Origin of the sequence: Amycolatopsis sp. cg13 (assembly GCF_041346965.1) — a bacterium.
Lineage (GTDB): Bacteria > Actinomycetota > Actinomycetes > Mycobacteriales > Pseudonocardiaceae > Amycolatopsis.
Genome location: NZ_CP166848.1, coordinates 4577342 through 4602054, shown reverse-complemented (window position 1 = coordinate 4602054; position 24713 = coordinate 4577342). Strand labels below are relative to the sequence as shown.

The 24713-nt window shown below is 70.0% G+C and carries 18 protein-coding genes; 15 read left to right on the top strand and 3 right to left on the bottom strand.

The genetic code is table 11. The annotated features are described in order from the left end of the window. Positions 1-62 precede the first annotated feature (62 nt). Both AB5I40_RS21000 and AB5I40_RS20995 read left to right on the top strand, forming a co-directional pair. Positions 63-3236 (top strand): ATP-dependent helicase, encoded by a 3174-nt coding sequence (locus tag AB5I40_RS21000; RefSeq protein ID WP_370940562.1) that lies wholly within the window; start codon positions 63-65, stop codon positions 3234-3236. Continuing rightward, positions 3233-6625, top strand: coding sequence for an ATP-dependent helicase (locus tag AB5I40_RS20995; protein WP_370940228.1), 3393 nt, complete (start codon positions 3233-3235; stop codon positions 6623-6625). The genes AB5I40_RS21000 and AB5I40_RS20995 overlap by 4 nt, the downstream gene beginning before the upstream one ends. 3 nt (positions 6626-6628) lie before the next feature. Here the strand turns inward: AB5I40_RS20995 and AB5I40_RS20990 are convergent, their stop codons facing one another. Next, a complete protein-coding gene (locus tag AB5I40_RS20990; protein ID WP_370940227.1) occupies positions 6629-7012 on the bottom strand; it encodes a DoxX family protein in 384 nt (127 codons plus the stop codon). 106 nt (positions 7013-7118) lie between these two features. Between AB5I40_RS20990 and AB5I40_RS20985 the strand changes: the two genes are divergently transcribed. Beyond that, positions 7119-8201, top strand: coding sequence for a TrkA family potassium uptake protein (locus AB5I40_RS20985; RefSeq protein WP_116202170.1), 1083 nt, complete (start codon positions 7119-7121; stop codon positions 8199-8201). A 260-nt stretch (positions 8202-8461) separates the two neighbouring features. Then, positions 8462-8881 (top strand): hypothetical protein, encoded by a 420-nt coding sequence (locus AB5I40_RS20980; protein WP_370940226.1) that lies wholly within the window; start codon positions 8462-8464, stop codon positions 8879-8881. 230 nt (positions 8882-9111) lie between these two features. Here AB5I40_RS20980 and AB5I40_RS20975 read toward each other — a convergent pair whose 3' ends face one another. Then, entirely contained in the window at positions 9112-10299 is a 1188-nt protein-coding gene (locus AB5I40_RS20975; RefSeq protein ID WP_370940225.1) for a neutral zinc metallopeptidase, read from the bottom strand. Positions 10300-10498: 199 nt separating this feature from the next. On the opposite strand from AB5I40_RS20975, the gene AB5I40_RS20970 reads away from it, so the two are divergent. From AB5I40_RS20970 to AB5I40_RS20950, 5 genes are read left to right on the top strand one after another with little or no spacing between them, the layout of a single operon-like run. Next, positions 10499-12043, top strand: coding sequence for a hypothetical protein (locus AB5I40_RS20970; RefSeq protein WP_370940224.1), 1545 nt, complete (start codon positions 10499-10501; stop codon positions 12041-12043). Next, positions 12037-12672: a DUF4129 domain-containing protein gene (locus AB5I40_RS20965; RefSeq protein ID WP_370940223.1), complete on the top strand. Its 636-nt coding sequence runs from the start codon at positions 12037-12039 to the stop codon at positions 12670-12672. Before AB5I40_RS20970 ends, AB5I40_RS20965 begins: the two co-directional genes overlap by 7 nt. Further along, on the top strand, positions 12669-13808 hold the full coding sequence (locus tag AB5I40_RS20960; protein WP_370940222.1) for a DUF4350 domain-containing protein: 1140 nt from the start codon (positions 12669-12671) through the stop codon (positions 13806-13808). The genes AB5I40_RS20965 and AB5I40_RS20960 overlap by 4 nt, the downstream gene beginning before the upstream one ends. 11 nt (positions 13809-13819) lie before the next feature. Beyond that, the gene (locus tag AB5I40_RS20955; protein WP_370940561.1) at positions 13820-14770 is read left to right on the top strand and encodes an AAA family ATPase; all 951 of its coding nucleotides are present in this window, start codon (positions 13820-13822) and stop codon (positions 14768-14770) included. After that, entirely contained in the window at positions 14771-16051 is a 1281-nt protein-coding gene (locus tag AB5I40_RS20950; protein ID WP_370940221.1) for a DUF58 domain-containing protein, read from the top strand. A gap of 73 nt (positions 16052-16124) precedes the next feature. Here AB5I40_RS20950 and AB5I40_RS20945 read toward each other — a convergent pair whose 3' ends face one another. Then, the gene (locus tag AB5I40_RS20945; protein ID WP_370940220.1) at positions 16125-17129 is read right to left on the bottom strand and encodes a stage II sporulation protein M; all 1005 of its coding nucleotides are present in this window, start codon (positions 17127-17129) and stop codon (positions 16125-16127) included. 66 nt (positions 17130-17195) lie between these two features. On the opposite strand from AB5I40_RS20945, the gene AB5I40_RS20940 reads away from it, so the two are divergent. From AB5I40_RS20940 to nudC, 6 genes are read left to right on the top strand one after another with little or no spacing between them, the layout of a single operon-like run. Then, the gene (locus AB5I40_RS20940) at positions 17196-18044 is read left to right on the top strand and encodes an RDD family protein (protein WP_370940219.1); all 849 of its coding nucleotides are present in this window, start codon (positions 17196-17198) and stop codon (positions 18042-18044) included. Between the two features lie 4 nt (positions 18045-18048). Further along, a complete protein-coding gene (locus AB5I40_RS20935; protein WP_370940218.1) occupies positions 18049-19152 on the top strand; it encodes a hypothetical protein in 1104 nt (367 codons plus the stop codon). Next, positions 19149-20657 (top strand): DUF2207 domain-containing protein, encoded by a 1509-nt coding sequence (locus tag AB5I40_RS20930; RefSeq protein WP_370940217.1) that lies wholly within the window; start codon positions 19149-19151, stop codon positions 20655-20657. The genes AB5I40_RS20935 and AB5I40_RS20930 overlap by 4 nt, the downstream gene beginning before the upstream one ends. A gap of 9 nt (positions 20658-20666) precedes the next feature. Continuing rightward, positions 20667-21959: a M16 family metallopeptidase gene (locus tag AB5I40_RS20925; RefSeq protein WP_370940216.1), complete on the top strand. Its 1293-nt coding sequence runs from the start codon at positions 20667-20669 to the stop codon at positions 21957-21959. Beyond that, on the top strand, positions 21956-23347 hold the full coding sequence (locus tag AB5I40_RS20920) for a M16 family metallopeptidase (protein WP_370940215.1): 1392 nt from the start codon (positions 21956-21958) through the stop codon (positions 23345-23347). The genes AB5I40_RS20925 and AB5I40_RS20920 overlap by 4 nt, the downstream gene beginning before the upstream one ends. Beyond that, entirely contained in the window at positions 23347-24354 is a 1008-nt protein-coding gene (gene nudC, locus AB5I40_RS20915; RefSeq protein ID WP_370940214.1) for an NAD(+) diphosphatase, read from the top strand. The genes AB5I40_RS20920 and nudC overlap by 1 nt, the downstream gene beginning before the upstream one ends. Positions 24355-24713 lie beyond the last annotated feature (359 nt).

Sequence of the window (24713 nt, the reverse complement as noted above, 5' to 3'; positions counted from 1 at the left end):
GCGGGCATGGTTCCATCGCTGATGTGCACGTGCGGAGAGCAGGGAACGGACAGGCGCGGCTGGTGCGCCCGCCGGTCCCCGCCGCACCCACGTTCACCTGGGACGAGCACGCGCGGCGGCTGTTGTCGGCTCCCGCGGGCTTCCGTCGTGTGCTCGGCGGGCCGGGTACTGGCAAGACGGCGTTGCTCGCCACCGCGGCCGCGCGCCGGATCGCGGAGGGGGCGGATCCGGAGAGCGTGCTGCTGCTCACGACGTCCCGCCGAGCGGCGGACGCGCTGCGAGCCGACCTCACGCGGCGGCTCACGTCCGATCCGGACCAGGAGTCTCCGCTGCCGCGCACGGTGAGTGAACCGCTTGTGCGCACAGTGCATTCGTACGCGTTTTCCTTGCTGCGCCTCGAAGCTCGCGCCGAGGAGCTGCCGCCGCCGCGGTTGCTGGCGGGGGCGGAGCAGGACGTCGTCGTGCGAGAGCTGCTGGATGGCGACCTGGAGGAGGGCGCGACCGGGTGGCCGGAGCAGTTGCGTCCGGCGCTGACCGTGCCGGGGTTCGCCGAGGAGTTGCGCGACCTGCTGATGCGGGCGGCCGAGCGGGGGCTCGGGCCGGAGGATCTGACTGAACTCGGGCATCGCCAGGACCGCGAGGAGTGGGTCGCCGCGGGGCACTTCTGGGCGCAGTACGAGGAGGTCACCCAGCTGCAGGGGGCTGGCGGAAACGCGCTCGGCCTGCCTGCCGCGCCCGCGCTCGACGCCGCCGAGCTGGTGACGTCGGCGTTGCTCGCGCTGGAGGACGACGAGGAGTTGCGCGAGCGCGAACGAGGCCGGGTGCGGCACTTGTTCGTGGACGACGCCCATCATCTGGATCCGTTGCAGGTCCAGCTGATCCGCACGATCGGGCACACCGCGGAGGAATTCGTGGTGGCGGGCGATCCGGATCAGTCGGTGTTTTCTTTCCGTGGCGCGGACCCGAAGCTCTTTGCCGATTCCGACAACGACGGCGACCGGACGGTCATGCTGACCACGTCGCACCGGCTCGCTCCGACGGTCCGGGCGGCGGTCGCGAAGCTCGGTGCGACGCTGCCGGGCGCCTCGGCGCATCGGAAGTTGGTTACCCCGCAAGGGAAACGCGGCGGCAAGGTCCGAGTGCGGCTGATGCCGACTCCGGCGGCGGAGGCCAGCTGGATTGCCGATCAGCTCCGCCGGGCGCATCTCGTAGACGGGGTTCCGTGGTCGGAGATGGCGGTGCTGGTGCGCTCTCCGGCGCGGACTTTCCTTGTGTTGCAACGCGCTTTGCGTGCGGCCGGGGTGCCGATCGGTTCGGCTACTGAGGAATTGCCGTTGGCGAAACATTCCGCGGTACGGCCGTTGCTGGCGGTGTTGCGGATCGCGGCGGAACCGGAATTGCTGGACGTCGACATCGCGGAGATGCTGCTGTCCTCGTCGCTGGGCGGGGCTGATCCGTTGGCGCTGCGGCGGCTGCGACGCGGTCTTCGGCGGCTGGAGCTGGCAGGCGGCGGGCAGCGGTCGAGTGACGAACTGCTCGTGGAAGCGTTGCGCGGCGGGGACATTCTCGTCGGTCTCGCCGACAACGAGGCGCTGCCGGTACGTCGGGTCGGCAAGTTGCTGAGCGTCACGCACCAGGCGGTGAGCCGCGGTGACGGCGTCGAGCAGGTGTTGTGGGAGCTGTGGCAGGCGAGCGGGCTGCAGGAACGGTTGCTGCGGTTGGTGGATCGCGGCGGTTCGCTGGGCGCGCAGGCTGATCGTGACTTGGACGCCGTGGTGGCATTGTTCGATTCGGCGGGCCGGTATGCCGACCGGTTGCCCAAGGCGAGTGTCGCGGCGTTCGCGGACTATCTGTCGTCGCAGAACATCGCGGGTGACACGCTCGCTCCGGCGGCTATTCCGGGTGAAGGGGTTTCGCTGCTCACCGCGCATGCTTCGGCGGGTCGCGAGTGGACAGTCGTCGCGGTCGCTGGGGTGCAGGAGGGCGCGTGGCCGGACATGCGGCTGCGCGGCTCGTTGCTGGGTGTCGAGCGGCTGGTCGACCTGCTGTCCGGAGTGGACGAACACGACAAGGTGTCCGCGATCGCGCCGATCCTTGCCGAGGAGCGGCGGCTGTTTTACCTCGCGGCGAGCCGGGCGCGCCGGACGCTGCTGGTGACCGCGGTGGCCGGGGAAGACGAGCAGCCGTCCCGATTCCTCGACGACCTTGAGGAAAACGGTGCCGACGACGGCATGCTCGACTCCCGGATGAAGCCGCCGGGCCGGTCGCTCGTGCTGGCCGAATTGGTCGGCGAGCTGCGCGAGGTCGTGTGCGACGACAAGGCTGATCCGGAGCGGCGGCAGCGGGCGGCGAAGCAGCTTGCCCGACTTGCTGCCGCTGGGGTTCCAGGGGCGCATCCGGACACTTGGTACGGGTTGATGGAAGCGTCCACAGCGGACCCGGTGCACGGGCCGGGCGACCTTATGCGGATCTCTCCGTCCACTGTGGAAATCCTGGTGAAGTGTCCGCTGCGCTGGCTGATCGAACGGCACGGCGGCAGCGATCCGGCGCAGCTGGCGGCGGTGACCGGAACTCTCGTGCACGGCTTGGCGCAGGCGATCGCGGGCGGAAGCACCGAGGAGCAGATCCAGGCCGCGCTGGACGAGGCGTGGGTGCGCGTGGACGCCGGTGCGCCGTGGTTCTCCCGGCGTGAACGGTCCCGGGTAGAGACAATGCTGCGCAACTTCGTGTCGTGGTTGGAAAAGTCGCGGCAGGAGCTGATCGAGGCCGGGGTCGAGCAGGACATCGAAGTCGAGTTGCCGATGGGCGACGAAGAGGTGCGCGTGCTGTTGCGCGGCCGGGTCGACCGGGTCGAGATGGACAAAGACGGCCGTCCGGTGATTGTGGACATCAAGACCGGCAAGGTCCCGGTCTCCGGTGCGGACGCGGAGAAGCACCCGCAGCTCGCGGCGTATCAGCTGGCGGTGCTGCTCGGCGCGGTCGAGGGCAAGAACACGCCTGGTGGCGCGAAACTCGTCTACGTGGCCAAGGGGAACAACAAAACCGGTGCCACGCAACGGGACCAGCCGCCGATGGACGAGGACAGCGGACGCGAGTGGCTGGAGCTTGTGCGCTCCGCCGCGGCTGCCGCGGTCGGTCCGGACTATCAGGCGCACGAGAACGCCGACTGCGACCGGTGCCCGGCGCGCGGTTGCTGCCCGCTGCGTCCGGAAGGGCGTCAGGTGACCGGACCGTGAGCCCGGTGGTGATCGCCAACCCCGTCGGACCCGCGGAAATCGCTGACGCACTGGGGCTGCACCGTCCGACGCCCGAGCAGGCGACCGTGATCGCGTCGCCGGTCGAGCCGTCGCTGGTCGTCGCGGGCGCGGGCGCGGGGAAGACCGAAACCATGGCCGCGCGCGTGGTCTGGTTGGTGGCCAACGGAATCGTGAGCCCGGAGCGAGTGCTCGGCCTGACCTTCACGCGGAAAGCCGCGCGTCAGCTCGGTGAGCGAGTCCGGGCGCGGCTTCGTCGGCTCGCGGGTTCGGGTTTGCTGGAGCGGATCGACCCGTCAGGTGCCCTGCGGTCCACTGTGGTCGCGGGCGAGCCGACTGTGTTGACTTATCACGCGTATGCCGGGCGGTTGCTTTCGGAACACGGGTTGCGGCTTCCAGTGCAGCCGGGCGTCCGGTTGCTGTCGGAGACTTCGTCGTGGCAGCTCGCGCACCGGGTGGTGTCCACTTGGGACAATGACCTCGACACCGACCGCGTGCCGCCGACGGTCACCGCGCAGCTGCTCGCGCTTGCCGGTGAACTTGGCGAGCATTTGATTTCGACGGAGAAGCTCGGGCAGTACACCGAATGGCTGTGCGAGGTCATCGAAAACGCTCCGCGGGCTAAAGGCCAGCGCGCGTCGCTGCCGGTGAAACTTCAGGACGTACTGGCAGCGCAGCGATTCAGGCTCGCGTTGCTGCCGTTGGTCGAGGATTACCACCGGCGCAAACGGGCGGAAGGCGCGCTCGACTTCGCGGACCAGATGTCGTTGGCCGCGCAGCTAGCGGACGGATATCCGGCGGTGGTCACGGGGGAGCGCGAGCGTTACGGGGCCGTGCTGCTGGACGAATACCAGGACACCGGGCACGCGCAGCGAGTTTTGCTGCGGTCATTGTTCGGCGGCGTTGACCATCCGCCGATGCCGGTGACTGCGGTTGGTGACCCGGCGCAGGCGATTTACGGCTGGCGCGGCGCGAGTGCGGCGAACCTGCCCCGGTTCACCACGGACTTCCCGCGCCGCGGCGAGGGACGGCTCGAAACTGCGCACGAATTCGGGCTGCTCACGAGTTTCCGCAATCCGCCGGAAATTCTGGAGCTCGCCAACGCGATCTCGGAACCGTTGCGGCAGCGCGGACTCGGCGTCGAACGGCTGCGTGCGCGCGACGGTGCTGACCCGGCGGACATCGCGGTCGCGTTGCTGCCGGATGTCCGTGCGGAACGCGAGTGGGTTGCCGACGCGATGGCGCAGCGCTGGCACGCGGAGAAAGAGGAATCCGGCAAGCCGCCGACTGCTGCGGTCCTGGTGCGCCGACGGGCGGACATGGCCCCGATCGCGGCGGAAATGCGGATGCGCGGGCTGCCGGTGGAGGTCGTCGGTCTCGGCGGATTGCTGGACGAACCGGAGGTCGCCGACCTCGTGTCCACGCTGCGCGTGCTCGCCGATCCACTGGCGGGCAGCGCGGCGGCTCGGCTGCTGACTGGTGCGCGCTGGCGGATCGCGGCGGCGGACGTCGCGGCATTGTGGCGGCGGGCAAACGAACTCACCTCGCCCGAGCCGCGCGCGAAGGAGGGCGACGAACCGGAACTGGTCGCCGAGCGCGCGGAACAGGCCGGGCTGATCGACGCGGTCGACGAACCCGGTGCGCCCGAGCGTTATTCCGCGGAGGGGTACCGCCGGATTCGCCGCCTAGGCGCGGAATTGACGGCGCTGCGACGTCGGCTGGATCAATCGCTGCCGGAATTGGTGGCGGACGTCGAACGCACGATGCTGCTTGACGTCGAATCGCTCGCCCGTCCAGGTTCGGCTGGCCGCGCGCATCTGGACGCGTTCGCCGAAGTCGTTACGGATTACGCGGAAACCGCGCCGACCGCGACTCTGTTGTCCTTTGTGGACTACCTGAACACTGCAGCGCACGCGGAAGACGGCCTCACACCTGGTGAAGTGCAGGTGGTTCCGGACCGGGTGCAGGTGCTCACCGTGCATTCGGCCAAGGGGCTGGAATGGGAAGTGGTGGCTGTCCCGCACCTGGTCGCTGAGGTGTTTCCGGGCAAGCGTCGTTCGTCGTCGTGGTTGCGCACTTCTACCGCGCTGCCCGCGCATTTGCGCGGTGACTCGGCGGACCTGCCGAAGCTGCAGATCGCAGAAGGCTACGACCGCAAGGAAGTGCAAGAAGCACTGGAACTGCACGAGGAAGGGTTCGTCGCGCGCGAAGCCGACGAGGAGCGACGGCTGTGTTACGTCGCGCTGACCCGTTCCGAACGCGCGCTGCTCGTTTCCGGGCATTGGTGGAATGAAAGCAGCACCCGCGCCAAAGGGCCGTCGATCTTCCTGTCCGAGATCGCCGAGGTGATGGGCGAGGCCGACCCGCCGCTGGGCGTGGTGGACGTCTGGGCCGACGAACCGGCGGAGGACGAGGAGAACCCGCTGGTCGCGGACTCGCGGACGGCGAAGTGGCCGGTGGATCCGCTGGGCGACCGGCGGTCCGGCGTGGCCACCGGGGTGGATCTGCTGCGGGCGGAAATGGCTGCCCTGGAAGAAGAACCGGAGCCGGAACCCAAGGCAGAACCCGAACCGGAAACCGAGCCTCTCCCGGCAGCCGACGACGACGAAATCCCGCTGCCGCCCGAACCCGAGGACGAAGACGAATATCTGCCAGACGACTTCGAGGACGACGAAGACGTCATCGACCCGGAAGACCCGGACGGCTGGGGCGCCGACACCGACGTTCTCCTCGCCGAACGCGCCCGCTCACAGTCCACAGTGGATCGCGTCGCATTGCCAGCGCAGCTGAGCGTGAGTCAGCTGGTGGACCTGGCGTCCGATGCAGACGCTCTCGCGCAACGCTTGCGTCGACCGCTTCCGTTGCCGCCCAACACCTTCGCCCGTCGCGGCACGGCGTTCCACAGCTGGCTGGAGCAACGCTTCTCCGGCGACCGGCTGCTGGAGATCGACGACCTCCCCGGCGCGGCCGACGTCGGCGAGGCTCCGGACACCGATTTCGAAGCCCTGCAAGAAGCTTTCGAGAACAGCGAATGGTCCGACCGCGTCCCGGTGGCCGTGGAGGTGCCGTTCTCCGCGGACGTCGAAGGCATCACGCTGCGCGGCCGGATGGACGCCGTGTACGCGGATCCCGACGGCGGCTGGACCGTCGTGGACTGGAAGACGGGCTCGGTCCCGTCCGAAGAGCGGTTGCCAGCATTGGCTGTTCAGCTCGGCGCGTACCGATTGGCCTGGGCGGCGCTGAAGAAAGTCCCGGTAGAACGGGTGCGCGCGGCCTTCCACTATGTCCGACCTGGACACACGCTGCGCCCGGCCGACCTGCTGGACGCGGAAGGCCTGCGTGCCTTGCTGCGCAACGTTCCCCGCGAGTAAGAGCTAGGCCCGATCGCGCACGGTCAACGCCCAGTTCACCAACGGCCACTGCATCGGCAACCGCAGCCACGCCACCGCGCGATCCCGCGCCGGACGGCCGCGTCGCTGATAGTCCAGCGCCATTTTCACGTTCCCCGGGAACACCCCGACGAACAGCAGCGCCGCCGCCAATCCGCCCAGCCGGCGCGTGCGCGGCAGCGCGATCCCGGCGGCGACGGTCAACTCGGCGACGCCCGAGGCGTAGGTCCACGTGCGCCGGTCACCGGGCAACTCTTTCGGGACCAGCGCGTCGAACTGCTTCGGCCGGGCGAAGTGCAGGACGCCCGCCCCGGCCAGGAGAGCGGCGAGAAAATGGGCCGGACGTTGCGACGCGCGAGGTTCGGGCATGCGGCAAGCCTGCCACAGCATGATCGCCGTGACGGGTGTGCGGGTGCTCCGATTGGGTTATCCTCCCGGCTGTGAGTGACGCCGAACGCGCGTTGGGGGCCGGTGCATGAAGGCCTTGAAACGGCTGCCCCTGAACGTCCGGTTGAACGACCGGCCCGACCACGAGCTAGTCGGCGTGATCCGGATGCCGGAGCTGACCGTCAGCCCGATGCGGGCGATCGTCAAGCGGATCATCGGCGCGCTGCTGGCGCTGCTCGCCACGGTGCTGATCGTCTACCTCGACCGGGACGGCTACCGCGACGCCAACGGCGACGGCCTCTCGCTTCTCGACTCGCTTTATTACGCGACAGTTTCCCTCTCGACCACCGGCTACGGCGACATCGCCCCGGCCACCGCGTCCGCGCGGCTGGTGAACGTCATCGTGATCACGCCGCTGCGGGTGCTCTTCCTCATCGTCCTCGTCGGGACCACCCTGGAAGTGCTCACCGAGCGCTCCCGGCAGGCGTTCAAAATCCAGAAGTGGAGGACGAAGGTGCGTGACCACACCGTCGTCGTCGGTTTCGGCACGAAGGGCCGCTCGGCGGTCAACGCGCTGCTCGGCGACGAGGAGGTGCAGGCCAACCGCGTCGTGGTCGTCGACACCGACCAGCAGGCGCTGGACGCGGCGAGCGCGCTCGGGCTTGTCACCGTGCACGGATCGGCGACCAGGGCGGACGTCCTGCGCGTCGCGGGCGTGCAGCACGCGCGGGCCGTAGTGGTCGCGCCGAACCGCGACGACACGGCCGTGCTGGTCACCCTCACCGCGCGCGAGCTGGCCCCGAAGGCGCACATCGTGGCTTCGGTGCGCGAGGCGGAGAACGTGCACCTGCTGAAGCAGTCCGGGGCGAACCAGGTCGTGGTGTCGAGTGAAACAGCCGGGCGGCTGCTCGGGATGGCGACGTCCACTCCGCTTGTAGTGGACATGGTCGAGGACCTGCTGACCCCGGAATCCGGACTGGCGATCGCCGAACGCGCCATCGAACCGAGCGAGGAAGGCGGCTCGCCGCGGCACCTGCCGGACATCGTGCTCGGCGTGGTGCGCGACGGGGTGCTTTACCGGGTTGACGCTCCGCAGGCGGACGCGCTGGAGCCGGGGGACCGGCTGCTGTACGTCAAGAAGGTCACGCAGGTCGATCACATCGAACGCTGAGCCGGGCGCTGTGCGGCTGGTTGTGTAGCTGCGAAGGTGCGTGAGGGGAACCCTGAGGGAATCAGATTCCCTCAGGGTTCCCCTCACGCACCTCGGGCATCGGGCGCCGGGCTCGGCGACGAGTGAGGAGGCGCACGCGGTTTGGGCGGGGTCCCCCGTGCGCGGGCACCTCACTGGGTTTTGCCCCCGGCATCTGGAAGCATGGCGTCGTGCAGGTTTCCGACCCCCCGCATAAGAGCCCCGTCAAGCGGTGGCTGCAGGTGGGCATCCCGATCGCGACCGGGGTGCTCGTCGTGGTCTTGACGTGGCTCGCCGGTCCGGGGCTGCTCGGCATCCACGCGAAGTCCCCCGGTGCGCCGGTGGACGCCCAGATCACCAAGGCCGTCGACTGCTCCGTTCCCGGGGCTGCCGAATCGGTCTCGTTCCAGCTCGGCGGCAAACCGCGCCTGGGCACGCTCGACAGCTGCGGGCACGGCAAGGACGAACATCTCCAGGTGCTGGTCCCGGACGACGCCCCGGACAGCGGCGTCGTCTCAGTCACCACTCCGGACACCTCGGCCGGTTCGCAGGACCTGCGCGCGCCGATCGCCCTGGCGTTGCTGGTGTTTGCCTGCTTCTGCGGCGGAATGTACGCCTACCTGGTGATCCGCGGTTCGGGCAAGCTCGCGCTGCTCAGCTGACGCTCCCGGCTGACGACCGCGTGAAGTGCGGACGGCGCTCTGAGCAAACCACTACACCCGCAGCGCCACCACTCGCAGGGGCTCATCCGCGATCAACGAACCACTACATCCGTAGTGGCAAAAGTGCGCCGGAGGCAGTCGCCCTCAGTGAGCCACTACATCCGTAGTGCCGGGATTGCGTCGGATGCGGCCACCAGCCGCGGACCACTACGGACGCAGTGCCAACTAGGTCAGCTGACGTCCGAAGCAGAGGCCGCGAAGGTGTTGCAGTCCGCGATCCGGTTGTCCTTCGCCCCGGCGCGCCACCACTGCGCGTAGTGCGCGTTGGTGCCGTGGTCGTGGCTGCGGGAAGTGTTGTCGCCGCGGGTTTCCTGGTCGTTCCAGGCCTTGTTGTACATGTCGCGGGTGATCGTGCCGCCGCGGTCGACGTGCGCGCCCAGGAACATTCCGGAGAAGCACTGCGCCTGCAGTTCCTTGCGGCGCGACATGTCGAGGCCCTCGGGGCTGTTCTGCCCGGCCGCGTAGATCTTCTGCCACGCGGCGTCCATGATGCCCGCGACTTCCTGCACGTGGTGGCCGTACTCGTGGGCGAACAATGCCAGGTAGACGCCGGGATTGTTGCCGTACTGGTCGGTCTGCAGGCCCTTGAACGGGACGTACAGGTTGTTCTCGCAGTAGTACGCCGCGGTGGCGATGCCGACCTGGATGGTGCCGCATTCGGTGTCGAAGCTCGGTCCGGTCGGGAAGTGCAGCGCGGGCGGCGTGAACGGCAGGTTGTAGGACTCGAGGAACGGGCCCCACGCCGCGTCGAGGCATTTGCTCGCCGCGGTGAAGAACGCTTCCGCGCCGTCCTGCGTGCTGGTCCACTGCGGGAGGTTGCAGACGAGGTTCTGGAGGCCGGCGTTGCGGTCCTGCAGGATCGGGTGATCAGCGAGCTGGAGGATCTTGTGCGGGCCCGCGCTGGCGGAGGTGCTCGGGCTTTCCGACGAACTGGTCGGCGCGCTCGAAGCGGTGGACGAGCCGCTGGTGGGCGGCAGTTCGGTGGAGGACGTCGGCGCGGGCGGCGCGGCCTGGTAGCCCGCGTTGCTCGGACCCGACCCGCGGTTCAGCGACACGATCGCCACGACGCCCAGCGCCAGCACCGCGACCGCGCCGAGGCACAGGCCCACGATCAGACCGGTCGGTTTGCGCGGCGGCACCGGATAGGACGGCGGCGGCTGCTGCCACGGCGGCCCCTGCGGAGGCGGGCCCTGATACGGCGGCTGCTGTCCCTGGTACGGCCCTTGTCCCGGCGGTGCCTGGTACGGACCTTGCGCCTGGCCCGGGTACTGGCCCGGCGGCACCGGTCCTTGACCCGGCACCGGCGGCGGTTGAACGGTCCCGCGTGGCGGCACCTGGCCGTAGGGCGGTTGCGTCATCAGGGCAGTCCCGGTGGGTCTCGGCGCGGGCCGGGCGTACCCCGGCTTGCCGTTCAGCATATCGGGGGACGCCCGGCCCGCCGCAGCACTTCGCCGGACTGGCTCCTCGCCCGGACGTCCCCCCAGGTCTGGCCGGGTGTCGACGGCTCTGGAAGAGTGACGGCAGCAACCGCAAGGGCCGTGCAGACGAGGGGCTCCGATGACAAATTCACCCGGTTCGCCCGGGCCGGGGGACGACACGCCTACGCCGAGCCGGGGCTTCGCGAGCCCCGATCCCGGCGCGTCCGCCGCCACCCCGCCGGAGACCGGCGAAACGGACACCTCGTCCTCGCCGTCCGGCGCCGGCGCCGGAATTTCGTCGTCCGCCAGCGAAAACTCCGGTTCGTCCGTGGAGAAGCAGGCCGCTTCGGACGGTCCGGCTGGCTCGGATTCGTCGCCTGCCAGCGAAAACGCCGCTGGCGCGACGCCGCCGCCGGGCTGGGCGAGTCCGGCTGGCGCGGCTTCGCAGCCAGGCGGGCAGAACCCGGCTGGTGGGGCTTCGCCTTCGGGTGGCGCGAACCCGGCTGGCCCGACGTCGCAGCCAAGCGGGCAAAACGCCACTTCGCCTTCTGCCGGTGAGAATCCGGCATCCCCGCGGCCGGGCAGCGAGACCCCGTCTGGCGTGTCTTCTTCCGGCGGCGAGAACCCGGCCGGCGCCACCCCGGGTCAGCCCGGCTCGTTCCCGCCTCCCGGCGCGACCCCGCCGCCGGCAGGCGGCCAGTGGCAATCTCCGGGCCAGCAACCGCTTCCGCAGTACCCCGGCGGCGGCCCCGGCCGTCCCGGTCAGGGCTGGAGCCCGCACGGACTGGGCAAACCGGGCGTGATCGCGTTGCGCCCGTTGAACGTCGGCGACATCCTCGACGGCGCGATCACCGCGATCCGCCGGTACCCGTTGCTGATCCTCGGGGTGGCCGCGGTCGTCGCGGTGATCTCGGCGGGGCTGAACCTCGTCGCGTCGCTGTGGCTGGTGCCCGATTTCAACCGGGTCGCGCAGCTCGGCCCGGCCGCGACGCAGCAACAGCAGCTCGACGCGGCGTACAGCCTGCTGGGTTCCGCGCTCACCGCGCTGCTGCCGACGCTCGTGATTTCCATGCTGGCGCAGACTTTCCTCACCGGCTTCCTCACCGTGGTGATGGGCAAGGCGGTGCTCGGCCGTCCGGTCGACTTCGGCTCGGCGATGCGCGAAGCCGCTCCGCGCCTGCTGCCGCTGCTGGCGGTCACCATCCTTTACACGCTGGCCACGATCGTCGCCGCGGCGTTCTGCCTGCTGCCCGCCGTGCTGCCGTATGTGTTCTGGTCGCTCACCGGTCCCGCGCTGGTGCTGGAACGCGGAACGATCGGGCAGGCGTTCACGCGGTCGCGCCAGCTCGTGTCGGGCATGTTCTGGCGGGTGTTCGGGATTCTGCTGCTGGCGGGCGTGATCGGCTGGATCATCTCGGCGATCATCAGCGTCCCGTTCAGCTTCGGCTCCGGCGCGTTCAGCGGCCTGTTCAACCCGCAGGCGACCCTGCCGAAGGTGACGACCGGCGGGCTGGTGCTGCAATCGGTGGGCAGCGTAATCGCGGAGACGATCATCATGCCGTTCACCGCGCTGGTCACCGTGGTGCTCTACATCGACCAGCGGATGCGCCGCGAGGGCATGGACATCGAACTGGCCAGGGCGGCGGGCATCCAGCCGCCGCAACCGCCGCAGCAGGCGTGGTGATCGGTTTTCTCGCCGACGTCCCGGTCGACATCGACCGGGACCCAGCCCGGCTGCGGGCGGCCCAGGAACTGACCGACCCGGGTTACGCGGCCGCGCGGCCAGGCTTTCTCGAGCAGGTCTGGCATTGGCTCGGACAGCGGATTTCCGAGCTGTTCAACGCGTTGTCCGGGGTGCCCGGCGGCCCGCTCGGCCTGGTGCTCGTGCTGGCGCTGGTGATCGTGCTGATCGTGGTCGTGCGGCTGCGGGTGGGCAAGGTCGGCCGGTCCGCGAAAACGTCCGGCGAGGTGTTCGGCGGGCGGCGGCGAACCGCTGACGAGTACCGGAAAGCCGCTGAGGAAGCCGCCGCTCGCGGCGATTTCGCCGACGCGGTGCGGGACCGGTTCCGCGCACTCGTGCGGGGGATGGAAGAGCGCGCGCTGCTCGATGTCCGCTCCGGCCGGACCGCGGACGAAGCCGTCGCCGAGGCCGGAAGGTTCCTGCCGGACCTGGCGGTTGAGCTGACGGCCGCCGCGCGGCAGTTCGACGACGTCCACTACGGCGGACGGCCGGGCACCGAAGCCGGTTACCGCACTTTGTCCGAATTGGACGAACGCGTCCGGCGCGCGCGACCGGTTTTGGCGGACGCATGAGCACGGCTGTTTCGCCGGATCTGCGCCGAATCTGGCGTGGCGCCCGGGTTCCGCTCGCGATTCTCCTGCTGATCGTGATCGTCGCGGTAGTCATGGTCCTCAGCCTCGGAAAGCAGACCAGCGGCGAATTCGACCCTGGTTCCTACGAACCGCGCGGCAGCCACGCTCTCGCGCATTTGCTGGAGCAGCAAGGCGTTCAGATCCGTGCCGTGCATACGCTCGCTGAGGCGCGCGATGCGGCCGACAGCGGAACTCTGCTGATCACCGCGCCGCAATTGGTGCCGACAAACGGGTTGGCTGACCTGCGACGTCGGGTTTCGCACCTGGTGCTCGTCGCGCCCGGATCGACCGCGCTGGGCATGACCGCGCCGACAGTTTCCCCGGCGGGAGCGGGAGAAGTCCTTACGCTGCAACCGGGTTGCACGGTCGGCGCGGCGGTCAGCGCCGGTTCGGTCACGCTCGGCGGACGGCACTACAGCACCGACGACAAGACAGCACGCACCTGTTATCGCGACGGTGCCGAACCGAGTTTCGTGCAGCTGGCCGACCGGACTGGCACCGTGACTGTGCTCGGCGCCGCGGACGCGTTCACCAACGACCAGATCGCCAAGGAAGGCAACGCCGCGTTCAGCATGCGGCTGCTGGGCGATCACCGGCAGCTGACCTGGTACGTACCGTCTACAGAGGACTCGGCGCTGGCTGGCGACAAGAAGCCGTTCGTCGACCTGATCCCGCCGGGCTGGCGCTACGGTGCGCTGACCGCGGGAATCGCGATCGTCCTTTTCGCACTGTGGCGGGCGCGGCGGCTCGGCCCGGTGGTGCGCGAGCCGCTGCCGGTGGTCGTGCGGTCGGCGGAAACGGCGGAGGGCCGCGCCCGGCTGTACCGGCGGGGCGGCGCGACCGGGCACGCGGCGGAAACCTTGCGCGAGGCAGCCAGGACGCGGCTGCGGAAGAGACTGGGATTGCCGCGCGACGCCGGCCCGCCCGCGGTGGTGGAGACGGTGAGCGCGCGGACCGGCCGGGCGTCGAACGAGGTCGGGGCGGTGCTGTACGGCCCGTCGCCGTCCGACGAGGCGGCGCTGGTGCGGCTGGCGGACGAACTGGACGCGGTGGAACGAGAGGTGGAGCGTTCTTGAGTACCGAACAGATGCAGGACGCGCGGGCGGCTCTGATCGCCTTGCGCACCGAGGTCGGGAAGGCTGTGGTCGGCAACGACGCGGCCGTCACCGGGCTCATCCTCGCGTTGCTCTGCCGGGGGCACGTGCTGCTGGAAGGCGTGCCGGGCGTCGCGAAAACTTTGCTGGTGCGGGCTTTGGCGGCTTCGCTGGACCTGAAGACGACGCGGGTGCAGTTCACGCCGGACCTGATGCCGGGTGACGTCACCGGGTCCATTGTGTACGACGCGCACAGCGGCGAGTTCTCCTTCCGCGAGGGCCCGGTCTTCACGAATCTGCTGCTGGCGGACGAAATCAACCGGACGCCGCCGAAGACTCAGTCGTCGCTGCTGGAGGCGATGGAGGAGCGGCAGGTGTCGATCGACGGCACCTCGCGGCCGTTGCCGGATCCGTTCGTCGTGATCGCGACCCAGAACCCGGTGGAGTACGAGGGCACCTATCCGCTGCCCGAGGCGCAGCTGGACCGGTTCCTGTTGAAGCTGACCATGCCGGCACCGTCGCGTGAGGACGAGATCGGCATTCTTTGGCGGCACGCACAGGGTTTCGACCCGCGGAACCTCGCTGCGGCAGGCGTGCGTCCGGTCGCTGGTGCGGCGGAGCTCGCCGCCGCGCGGGAAGCGGTCGCGAAGGTGACCGTCGGGCCGGAAGTGATCGGCTACGTCGTCGACCTCTGCCGCGCGACCCGGGAACTCCCGGCCGTGCGCATCGGCGTTTCCCCGCGTGGCGCAACGGCTTTGCTCGCCGTGACGCGTGCGTGGGCCTGGCTGTCCGGCCGGGATTACGCGACGCCCGACGACGTCAAGGCGCTCGCCCGTCCGGCGCTGCGGCATCGCCTCGACGTGCGGCCCGAAGCCGAACTCGAAGGCGTGACCGCGGACGGCGTCCTCGACCGGGTGCTGGCCTCCGTGCCGGTGCCGCGCTAAATGGCAGTCACCGGGCGGCTCGGGCTGCTGGCGCTCCTGGGGGCGCTGGTGGTCGGGCTGCTGTTCCCGTCCGGCACCGGCGTCGCGATCGTGGTCGCGGTGCTGCTGGTGCTGGTCGTCGTGGATCTCGTGCTGGCCGGGAGTGTGCGTGCGCTGCGGTTTTCGCGCAGTGGCACCACTTCCGTCCGGCTGGGGGAGCCCGCCGAGGTCACGCTGACCGTGACGAACCCCGGCGGGCGCACCGTCCGGGGCTCGCTGCGGGATGCCTGGCCGCCGAGCGCCGGTGCCGACGACCGGCATGCTCTCGTCGTTCCTTCCGGCGAGCGGCGTGCGCTGACGACCGCGCTGCTCCCGACCCGCCGCGGCGACCGCGTCGCGGCCCGGGTGACGGTGCGCGCGGTAGGCCCGCTGGGCTTGGCCGCGCGGCAGGGTTCGCACGAGGTCCCGTGGTCGGTTCGGGTGCTGCCGCCGTTCCACAGCCGCAAGCATCTGCCTTCGCGACTGGCTCGGTTGCAGCAGCTGGACGGCCGCAATGCGGTGCTGATCCGGGGCCAGGGAACGGAATTCGACTCCCTGCGCGAGTACGTGATCGGCGACGACGTCCGCTCGATCGACTGGCGCGCGACGGCCCGCGCTTCGGACGTGATGGTGCGGACGTGGCGTCCGGAACGCGACCGGCAGGTCGTTTTGGTGCTGGACACCGGCCGCGTCTCGGCCGGACGGGTCGGCGACGCGCCGCGCTTGGATGCGGCGATGGACGCGGCGCTTTTGCTGGCCGCGCTGGCTTCCCGGGCGGGCGACCGGGTCGATCTGGTGGCTTATGACCGTCGGGTGCAGGCTTCCGTGCCGAATGCCTCGACGCCGTCTTTGGTGAACGCCCTCGCCACGATCGAACCGTCGCTGGTGGAGACGGACGCTCGGGGCATGGTGGCGGAGGTGCTGCGGCGGACTCGGCGGCGGGCTTTGGTGGTGTTGCTGACGGGGCTGGAGCCAGCGCCGTTGGAAGAGGGCTTGTTCCCGGTGCTGGGGTCGTTGACGGCCCGGCATGAGGTGCTGGTGGCTTCGGTGGCGGACCCGAGGGTGGCGGAGATGGCCGCCTCGCGGGGGTCGGCGGAGGCGGTTTATGACGCTGCCGCGGCGGAGAGGGCATTGGCCGGCCGGGAGTCGTCGGTGGCTTGGCTGACCCGGCATGGGGTCGGGGTGGTGGACGCGGTTCCGGAGGAGTTGCCGCCTGCCCTCGCGGACCGCTACCTGGCCCTGAAGGCGGCAGGCCGGTTGTAGATCCGTGAGGGGAACCCTGAGGGAATCAGATTCCCTCAGGGTTCCCCTCACGGACTTCTCGCCAGGCAGAGGGTCAGCCAGCCTCGGGCAGGGCGTCTCCAGCGGCCCGCTGGTCGACATCCCCGGTCTCCCCGTCCAGCGCAGCCCGCCGCCCCAGCGTGAACACATACGTCAGGAACAGCAGCTCCACCACCGCCCCAATCCCGATCCGCAGCCACGTCGGCCAGCCCGACGGCGTCACGAATGCCTCGATCACGCCGGACACCAGCAGCACGCACGCCAGCCCCAGCGCCATCACCACCACCGACCGGCCCTGTTCGGCCAGGGCCGCGCTTCGCGAGCGACGTCCCGGGTCCACCACGGTCCAGCCGAGCTTCAGTCCGGTCCCGGCCGCGATGAACACCGCCGTCAGTTCCAGCAGGCCGTGCGGCAGCAGCAGGCCCAGCAGGACATCGCCGCGTCCGGCAGACGACATCAGGCCGATCGCGACCCCGGCGTTCAGCGAGTTCATCCACAGCGCGGCGATCACCGGCAAGCCCAGCGCGACCCCGAGGAACAGGCACGTCGCCGCCACCCACGCGTTGTTCGTCCACACCTTCGCCGCGAAGGACGCCGCCGGTCCGGTCGAGTAGTACGTCTCGTACTGGCCGCCCGGTGCGGTCATCGCGTGCACCTCGTCCGGCGACACCAGCGACGCGCGCACGTCCGGGTCGCCGGCGATCCACACGCCCAGCACCGCCATCACCGCGACTGACAGCAGCGCCGCCGGGATCCACCAGCGGCGGCTCAGGTACACCGCGGCCGGAAACCGCCGGGTGAAGAACAGGCCGACCTCGCGCCACGCCGGGCTGTGCGAGCCGGCCACCGCCGAACGGCCTCGGGCGACCAGGGCCGACAGCCTCGCCAGCAGGGCCGGATCGGGCGCGGTCGAGCGGATCATCGACAGATGCGTCGCGGCGCGTTGATACAGCGTGACCAGCTCGTCCGCCTCCTGGCCGGTCAGCCTGCGCCGTCCGGCGAGCTCGCCGAGCCTGCTCCATTCGGCACTGTGCGCCGCGACGAACACATCGACGTCCACCGGCCACCTCCCTCGTCCGCCAGGATAGTGGCACCGACCCCCGCGTCGGCGCTCTACGCTGGCCTCGTGCAGGAAGAGTCCGATCTCGTCACCGGTGAGGCCGTCGTCCTCGACCTGCGGGTGGCGAAGCTCGCCAGCCGCGCGGTCGCGATGCTGCTCGACGTCCTCGTCCAGGCCGCGTTGCTGCTGCTGGTGCTCGTCGCGCTGATGCTGACCGCGGGGTCGTTCGACTCGGCACTCACCATCGCGCTGATGCTGACCACGTTCGTGCTGGTGGTGATCGGCTACCCGGTGCTGTTCGAAACGCTCAGCCGCGGCCGTTCGCTCGGCAAACTCGCGCTCGGCCTGCGTGTGGTGCGCCTCGACGGCGGCCCGATCAGCTTCCGGCACGCGCTGACCCGCGCGCTCGCCGGCTTCTTCGTCGATTTCTGGGCGCTCGGCTTCCTCGGCGCGGTGGCCGTGATCGTGTCGCTGACGTCGTCGAACGGCCGCCGCGTCGGCGACTACCTCGCGGGCACCCTGGTGATCCGCGAACGCGTGCCGCAGTCCGCGCAGGCGATCCTCGTGGTGCCGCCCGGCCTGGAAGCCTGGGCCGCGCACTTCGACCTCAGCGGGCTCACCGACGACCTCGCCATGGCCTCCCGCCAGTACCTCGGCCGCTACCACGAACTGCGCCCGGAAGCGGCCGCGTCGCTCGGCTTCGGCCTGGCACAGCAGGTTTCGGCGGCGATCGGGGTGCCGCTGCCGCACGGGATGCCGCCGTGGGTCTTCCTCACCGCGGTGCTCGCCGAACGCCGCAACCGCGACCACGCCCGGCTCGCGCCGATGCAGTACAGTCCGCCCGCCTACGCGCCGCCGCCGGTCCAACCTCCGGCGCCGCCGCAGTCCGACAACCCTTTCACCCCGCCGAGCTGAGGACATGCTCGCCGACGACGTCACCGTCACCACTGCCCAGGACGGTCAGCTCACGGTCATCGAGCGCATCGTCACCGACGCCCCCGCCGTCCACCGCATCGCCGAGCGCGTACCCGTCACCGACGACGAGGACCGGCTTTACTCGGTCACTGACCTGCATCTTTCCGGTGCCGCCAGCGCTGATGGCACGACGATCACGGTCACCGGGCCTGCCACTGTTTCGTACACAGTGGACGGTGCGGTCACCGCCGGGCAGGTCCGGTTTCAGCTCACCGGGGGCTGGGATCGTGCGGTCGATCGGGTCACTGCCGCCTTCAGCGCGCCGGGAGTGTCCGCCGCGGATTGCTACGCCGGTCAGCCGGGATCGGCTCGGCAGTGCACTTTCTCCGAACTCCGGAGCGGGGGAGCGCATGCCGAACAGAACGGTCTGCGCCAAGGGGATCGGATCGATCTGGCGGTCCAAACCGGACCGTTGCCGGAGAACGCCCGGTTTGTCCCCACTGGACCGTTGGCCGCCTTCGCGCCGGGGTTTCCTTCTGTCCTCAGTGGTCTTGCGTTGGTGCTCTACCTGCTCATCGGTGCCAGCGTGGTGCGTCTCCGCACCAGGCTGCGTGGTGAACTCGACCTCACCGGCACGGTCCTCGATCTCGTCGCCCGCGGGCATCTGCACATCGCCGACGGTCAGGTCAGTCATGGCGAAGCCGATCCGCTCACGCCGTTCGAACAAGCGGTCAAGACAGCCTTTCCGCCGGGTCCGCTCGCTGCCGCACGGCCGGATCAGGCGGAACTATGCGCCCTTCTCGACGCCGAAACGCATTGCCATGGCTGGCTGTCCGCGAGGCAACCGCACGTCCGCCGAGCCGGGCTCATCCTGGCCGCTGCGGGCATCGTGACGACCGTAGTCCTCGCCCTCACCGTCGGCGAGGCGCTGATCGGCGTCGCGCTCTTGATCGCTGGAATCGCCACCTTCCTGGCCGCTCCGCTGGTTCACACCCGGCGTGGCCGCGCGTCGGGGAGTCCTGCCAGGCGGGCCGAATCCCCGTTGGCGACTGAAATCGACGCGATCCAGGCAATGGCCGAACGACGCTCGGCGGTGTCCGCGCAATGAAACTCGCTGCCCTGCTGTTGATCCCGTTCCTCTGCGCGACACCCGACCAGCCGTCGCTGCCAGGCTTGCCGCAGAGCGTCGAGGTAGCGCTGAAGGTGCAGCACGACGGCAGCCTGTCCGTCACCGAAGCAGTCTCAGTACCGCGCGACACCTCGATGACCCGCACGATCCCGTTGCGCGCCAACGCCCGCGTGCTCGGCATCCGCGACATCAGCATCGAAGGCGCGGGCAACGCCGAAACCGGCAACGACCAGGTGACCTTCTACTTACGCGGCGGAACATCCGTCCTCCGGTACACAGTGGACGGTGCGGTCGGCACGAGCCTCGGCGTCGAGCACGTCACCTGGGACGTCGCCGGAGGCTGGGACACCCGCCTCGAACTGGTCCGCGCGACCTTCGCCGCGCCCGCCATCCCGGATGCGCTCAACTGCCTCGCCGGTCCGCCCGACTCGACGTCCCGCTGCGGTGCCGCGCAAATCGACCACTCCGGCCTGACCCGCGTCTCGGTACCGAACCTCCAGCCTGGCTCGCGCGTACAGCTGACCGCCGAACTCCCTGGCGGCACTGTCGCCGCGACAGAGCACCTCATCCCCACCGGCCCCTTCGCCGCGACCGCGCCGGTGTGGTGGGCATGGCTGGCCTTCGCCGTACTGTCGATCGCCGGTGGCGTCACAGTCTTCGTACGCCGCCGACGCGACCAGCAGCCAGGCCACGCCACCTCCGTGCAGCTTCTCGACAACGGCCGCTTCTCGTCGCCGGACGGTGTGCTCCCTGGACACGTAGGGCTGCTACTCACCGGCCGTGTCAGTTCCGTCGACCTAGCCGCGACAGTGCTCGACCTATGCGTCCGTAACTACCTATGGGTCACCGAAGACGGTCCACGCAACTGGGTCCTCGTACGCCGCAACCCACCCGACGAACACCTAACCGCTTTCGAGCGCGCGGTGTACGCAGCCGCCGTGCCGGGCGAAGCCGCGACGCTCGCCGAAGTACGCGAAGCAGGCGTACGCGAGCTAAAAGCGGACACGGTCCGTCGCGGCTGGCGCTACCCGAAGCGACTGTCGAAGATCGGTCCGCGGCTATGTGGGTACGGCGTCTTCCTCACCGTCCTGCTGGCCTTCACCGTCGGTTACGCACAACTCGGGTTGGTGCTTCTCGCTACCGGCCTCGCCGTGACGGCCGCCGCCCGCCTCCTGCCGGAGCGGACGAAGGCTGGCCTAGACCTCCGAGACCGCCTTCTCGGCCTCAACGCACAGCTGTGCACGATGGAAGCGCCAGACGACGAACTGCTCGTCTCTCGCGCCCTCCCGTACGCGTACGCGCTGGGTGAAGCAGACGCTTGGCTAGTTAACGCTTGTTCGCTGTCGGCGTACTGGTACGGCGCCTCGGGCGAGGACACTGTGCCGTTGGGGCGGACCAGGGGATTCGTGGCCGCACTGACCGTCGCGTTCGAGGGCGCGAGGCACCTCCGACCGGACGAGCCCAAGACGCCCGCGCCTGCGTAGGGTGGAGGCATGGCCGATCCCGAGCTCTTCCGTTTCACGATCGACAACGGTCTGCGCGTGGTGCTCGCTCCTGACCCGACCGCGCCGGTGGTCGGGGTCAGCGTGCACTACGACGTGGGCTTCCGTTCCGAGCCGGAGGGGTTGACCGGTTTCGCGCACCTCTTCGAGCACCTGATGTTCCAAGGCAGCGAAAGCCTGGAGAAACTGGCGCACTTCCGGCACGTGCAGTCCAGCGGCGGCACTTTCAACGGTTCCACGCACCCGGACTACACCGACTACTACGAGGTGCTGCCCGCGGCCGCGCTGGAACGCGCGCTGTTCCTCGAGGCCGACCGGATGCGCGCGCCGAAGCTGACCGCGGAGAACCTGGCGAACCAGATCGAGGTCGTCAAGGAGGAAATCCGGCTGAACGTGCGCAACCGGCCGTACGGCGGATTCCCGTGGATCCTGTTGCCGCCGGTGCTGTACTCCACCTTCGCCAACGCGCACGACGGCTACGGCGCCTTCGAAGACCTCGAAGGCGCGACGCTGGACGACTGCGCCGCCTTCTTCGACACCTTCTACTCGCCGGCCAACGCGGTGCTGACCGTCGCGGGCGACTTCGAGGTGGAGGAGGCGAAGGCGCTCGTCCAGAAGCATTTCGGCGACGTCCCGCACCGGCCCGCTCCGGTCCGTCCGTCGTTCGCCGAACCGCTGCCGACGACGCAGCTGCTCGGCGAACACACCGACGCGCACGCGCCGCTGCCCGCGCTGGCCGTGGGCTACCGGATGCCCGACCCGATCAACGATCTCGACGGCTACCTCGCGTACCTGGTGCTGGCGGGCGTGCTCACCGACGGTGACGGTTCGCGGCTGCAGCAGCGGCTGGTGCACGTCGAGCCGCTGGTGGTCGACATCGGTGCGGGCGCCGGGCTGTTCGGCCCGTTCGAGGCGCGCGATCCGGACACGTTCACCATCACCGCGATCCACCCGCCGGAGGTGCCGCGCGAGCGCGTGCTGGCCGCGTTGGACGAGGAGCTCGAGAAGCTCGCGTCCACGCCGCCGGACGATCAGGAACTGAAGAAGGTCACCGCGCGCTGGGCCGCGAGCCTGCACGCGGAGCACGACCGGCTCGTGTCGCGCACGCTGGCGCTCGGCGCGTTCGAACTGCTTTACGGCGACGCGTCGCTGGTCTACCAGCTCGCCGACCGCCTGTCCGCGGTCTCCGGCGAGGCTGTGTCCGCGGCGGCGAAGGCGCTGCGCCCGGACGCGCGCGCCGTGCTCGTCGTGAATCCCGCAAGCACCGAAGGGACGGAACAGTGACCTCGGCTGAACAGGTCAAAGCAGCACACCGCAGCGCCGAGGAGATCGGCCGCACCGCCGCCGGACCGCGCCCGCTGCCCGAGCTGGGCCACCAGCGCGCCGCCGCCGATCTGTCCCATGTGGACACGACGCTGTCCAACGGGCTGCGCGTGCTCGCGGTGCGCAAGGCGAGCGTCCCGATGGTCGAACTGCGGTTGTGGATCCCGTTCGCGGGCGAGGACCGGATGCACGCGGCCACCGCGGAGGTGCTCGCGGAAACCGTGCTCACCGGCACGGCGCGGCGCGACCGGGTGGAGATCGACGCCGAGGTCGCGCTGATCGGCGGCGACCTCAACGCGGGCGTGGACCCGGAGCGGCTGTACTTCGGCGGCACCGCGCTGTCCGACGGCCTGCCGACGCTGCTGGACGTGCTCGGCGACGTGCTCACTGGTGCCACGTACGGCGACACGGAGGTCGCGCGCGAGCGGGAGCGGCTGATCGAGCGCATCGCGGTGTCGCGCACGCAGCCGCGCACCATCGCGCGCGAAGCACTGCAGAAGCACCGGTACGGCGACCACCCGGCGACCCGCGAGGTCCCGCAGGCCGAGGACGTCGCCGAGGTGACCGCCGAGCAGGTGCGCGCGCTGCACAACGCTTCGGTGCTGCCGCGCGGCGCGGTGCTCGTGCTGGTCGGAGACCTTGACCCGCAAGAGGTTCCGGCCGAGCTGGAGCGTGCGCTCGGCGGCTGGAAGTCGGACCGTTCGGCCGTGGTGCTGCCGCCGCTGCCCGCGCTGACCGGCGGCAACGTCCTGCTGGTTCCGCGCGCCGGCGCCGTGCAGTCGCAGATCCGGTTGTCCGCGCAGACGGTGCCGCGCACCGACCCGCGGTACCCGGCGCTGCAGCTGGCGAACCTGGCGTTCGGCGGGTACTTCTCTTCGCGGCTGGTCGAGAACATCCGCGAGGACAAGGGGTACACCTACGGCGCGCACTCGGGCTTCGAGTTCACCGGCGACAGCGCGGTGGTCAATGTGGACGCGGACACGGCCAACGAGGTCACCGCGGCGGCGTACCTGGAAACCCGGTACGAGCTGTTCCGGCTCGGCACCGTGGCGCCGACCGCCGAAGAGGTCGAATCGGTGCGGCAGTACGCGATGGGCTCGCTCGTCACCGGCACGTCGTCCCAGGGCGGGCTCGCCGGGCAGCTGATGGCGCTGGCGTCGAACGGCCTCGGCATCGAGTGGCTGCAGAGCCACCCGGAGCGGCTCGCGGCGGTCACCGAGGAGCAGGTCGCCGAAGCGGCGGCGGAGTTCTTCGCGCCCGGCCGGTTCACCGGCGTCGTGGTCGGGGACGCGGACCTGCTCGCGCCGAAGCTGGCCGCGCTCGGAGTTTCGGCAAACGAGAAGGACTGATGAGCGTTCCGTTCGAACTGGGGGCACTGCCGACGCTGTCGCGTTCCACAGTGGACCGTCAGGAAACCTTGCGCACCAACCCGGAGCGGCTCGCCGCGAAGTGGTCGGAAGCCCGCGTGGTGCTGCTCGACGACACCGGCCGCACGCCGGTCGTCGAGGGCGGCTCCGCGCTGGCCACCCGCAAGGCGATGAATTTCGGCACTGAACCTCCCGCCGACGCGGTGTTCCTCGGCGAGTGGGAAGACGTCGACTACTGGTCGCTGCCCGGCAGCATCGAAGGCGACGTCGACAGCGTGCGGCTCGCGGGCAGCTGGGGCGTGATCGAAGAAGTGCCGCGCGCCAACGGCGAGCTGTGGGTCGAGCTGCGTGGATACGGCGAGCAGCTGGACGACACGTCGGCCGGGCTGTTCACCACCGCGCAGGCACTGCGGCACTGGCGGCGGCAGTCCCGCTTCTGCACCCGCGACGGCTCGCCGACGCAGCTGACCCAGTTCGGCTGGGCCAGCCGCTGCGAAGCCAAGGGACACGAGGAATACCCGCGCACCGACCCGGCGGTGATCTGCCTGGTGCACGACCTCGACGGGGTCAACGGCTCGCACGTGCTGCTCGCGCGGCAGCCGATGTGGCCGCCGGACCGGTACTCGGTGCTCGCCGGATTCGTGGAAGCGGGGGAGTCCCTGGAGGGCTGCGTCGTCCGCGAAATCCGCGAGGAGGCCGGGATCGAGGTGGGGGACGTGCGGTATCTCGGCAGCCAGCCGTGGCCGTTCCCGCGCTCGATCATGCTGGGCTTCACCGCACGAGCGGACCGCGAGGCACCGCTGGTTCCGGCTGAGGGCGAGATCGAGGAAGCGCTGTGGGTGTCCCGGGAGGACGTTCGGACTGCGTTCCGGAACGCCGGGACTGGGGTGCCGACGCCGATCGCTGGTGGCGCGTCGAATTTGTTGCTGCCGGGGAATTCGTCGATCGCCCGAGTGATGTTGAAGGCTTGGGCGGAAGCTGAGGAGTGATGGATTGGTGCGGGCCCGGCTCGTGGGCCCGCACCTGATCCTGGAAAGTTTGCTTGCCGAGCCGAATCCGCGCTGATTCGTGCCTCCTCGAGATCTCCGCGCGCCGGTCCATTGTGGATCTTCCGGCGGCGTCGACAGCTTGACCGATTCGGCGAGACGGCCGGTCGCCGCTCCCGCTGGTCCGGATCGGGCGGCTTCCGCGCGTGCCTTCGGCTACCGCGGCGCAGGTTGATCGTCTCCCGCCCGACCGCGTAGCTGGCTCCATCGAGCCACCGCCGTCCGCGCACCCCCGTTCGGTTCATCCGATACGGACCACCCCTCTCCGCTGGTCTGGACCGCGCACGGTCCGCGCTCACCCC

Coding starts and splice junctions, on each gene's coding strand:
- AB5I40_RS20990 (WP_370940227.1), bottom strand. CDS start 7,012: ATGCCCGAACCTCGCGCGTCGCAACGTCCGGCCCATTTTCTCGCCGCT.
- AB5I40_RS20985 (WP_116202170.1), top strand. CDS start 7,119: ATGAAGGCCTTGAAACGGCTGCCCCTGAACGTCCGGTTGAACGACCGG.
- AB5I40_RS20975 (WP_370940225.1), bottom strand. CDS start 10,299: ATGACGCAACCGCCCTACGGCCAGGTGCCGCCACGCGGGACCGTTCAA.
- AB5I40_RS20970 (WP_370940224.1), top strand. CDS start 10,499: ATGACAAATTCACCCGGTTCGCCCGGGCCGGGGGACGACACGCCTACG.
- AB5I40_RS20960 (WP_370940222.1), top strand. CDS start 12,669: ATGAGCACGGCTGTTTCGCCGGATCTGCGCCGAATCTGGCGTGGCGCC.
- AB5I40_RS20955 (WP_370940561.1), top strand. CDS start 13,820: ATGCAGGACGCGCGGGCGGCTCTGATCGCCTTGCGCACCGAGGTCGGG.
- AB5I40_RS20950 (WP_370940221.1), top strand. CDS start 14,771: ATGGCAGTCACCGGGCGGCTCGGGCTGCTGGCGCTCCTGGGGGCGCTG.
- AB5I40_RS20935 (WP_370940218.1), top strand. CDS start 18,049: ATGCTCGCCGACGACGTCACCGTCACCACTGCCCAGGACGGTCAGCTC.
- AB5I40_RS20930 (WP_370940217.1), top strand. CDS start 19,149: ATGAAACTCGCTGCCCTGCTGTTGATCCCGTTCCTCTGCGCGACACCC.
- AB5I40_RS20925 (WP_370940216.1), top strand. CDS start 20,667: ATGGCCGATCCCGAGCTCTTCCGTTTCACGATCGACAACGGTCTGCGC.
- nudC (WP_370940214.1), top strand. CDS start 23,347: ATGAGCGTTCCGTTCGAACTGGGGGCACTGCCGACGCTGTCGCGTTCC.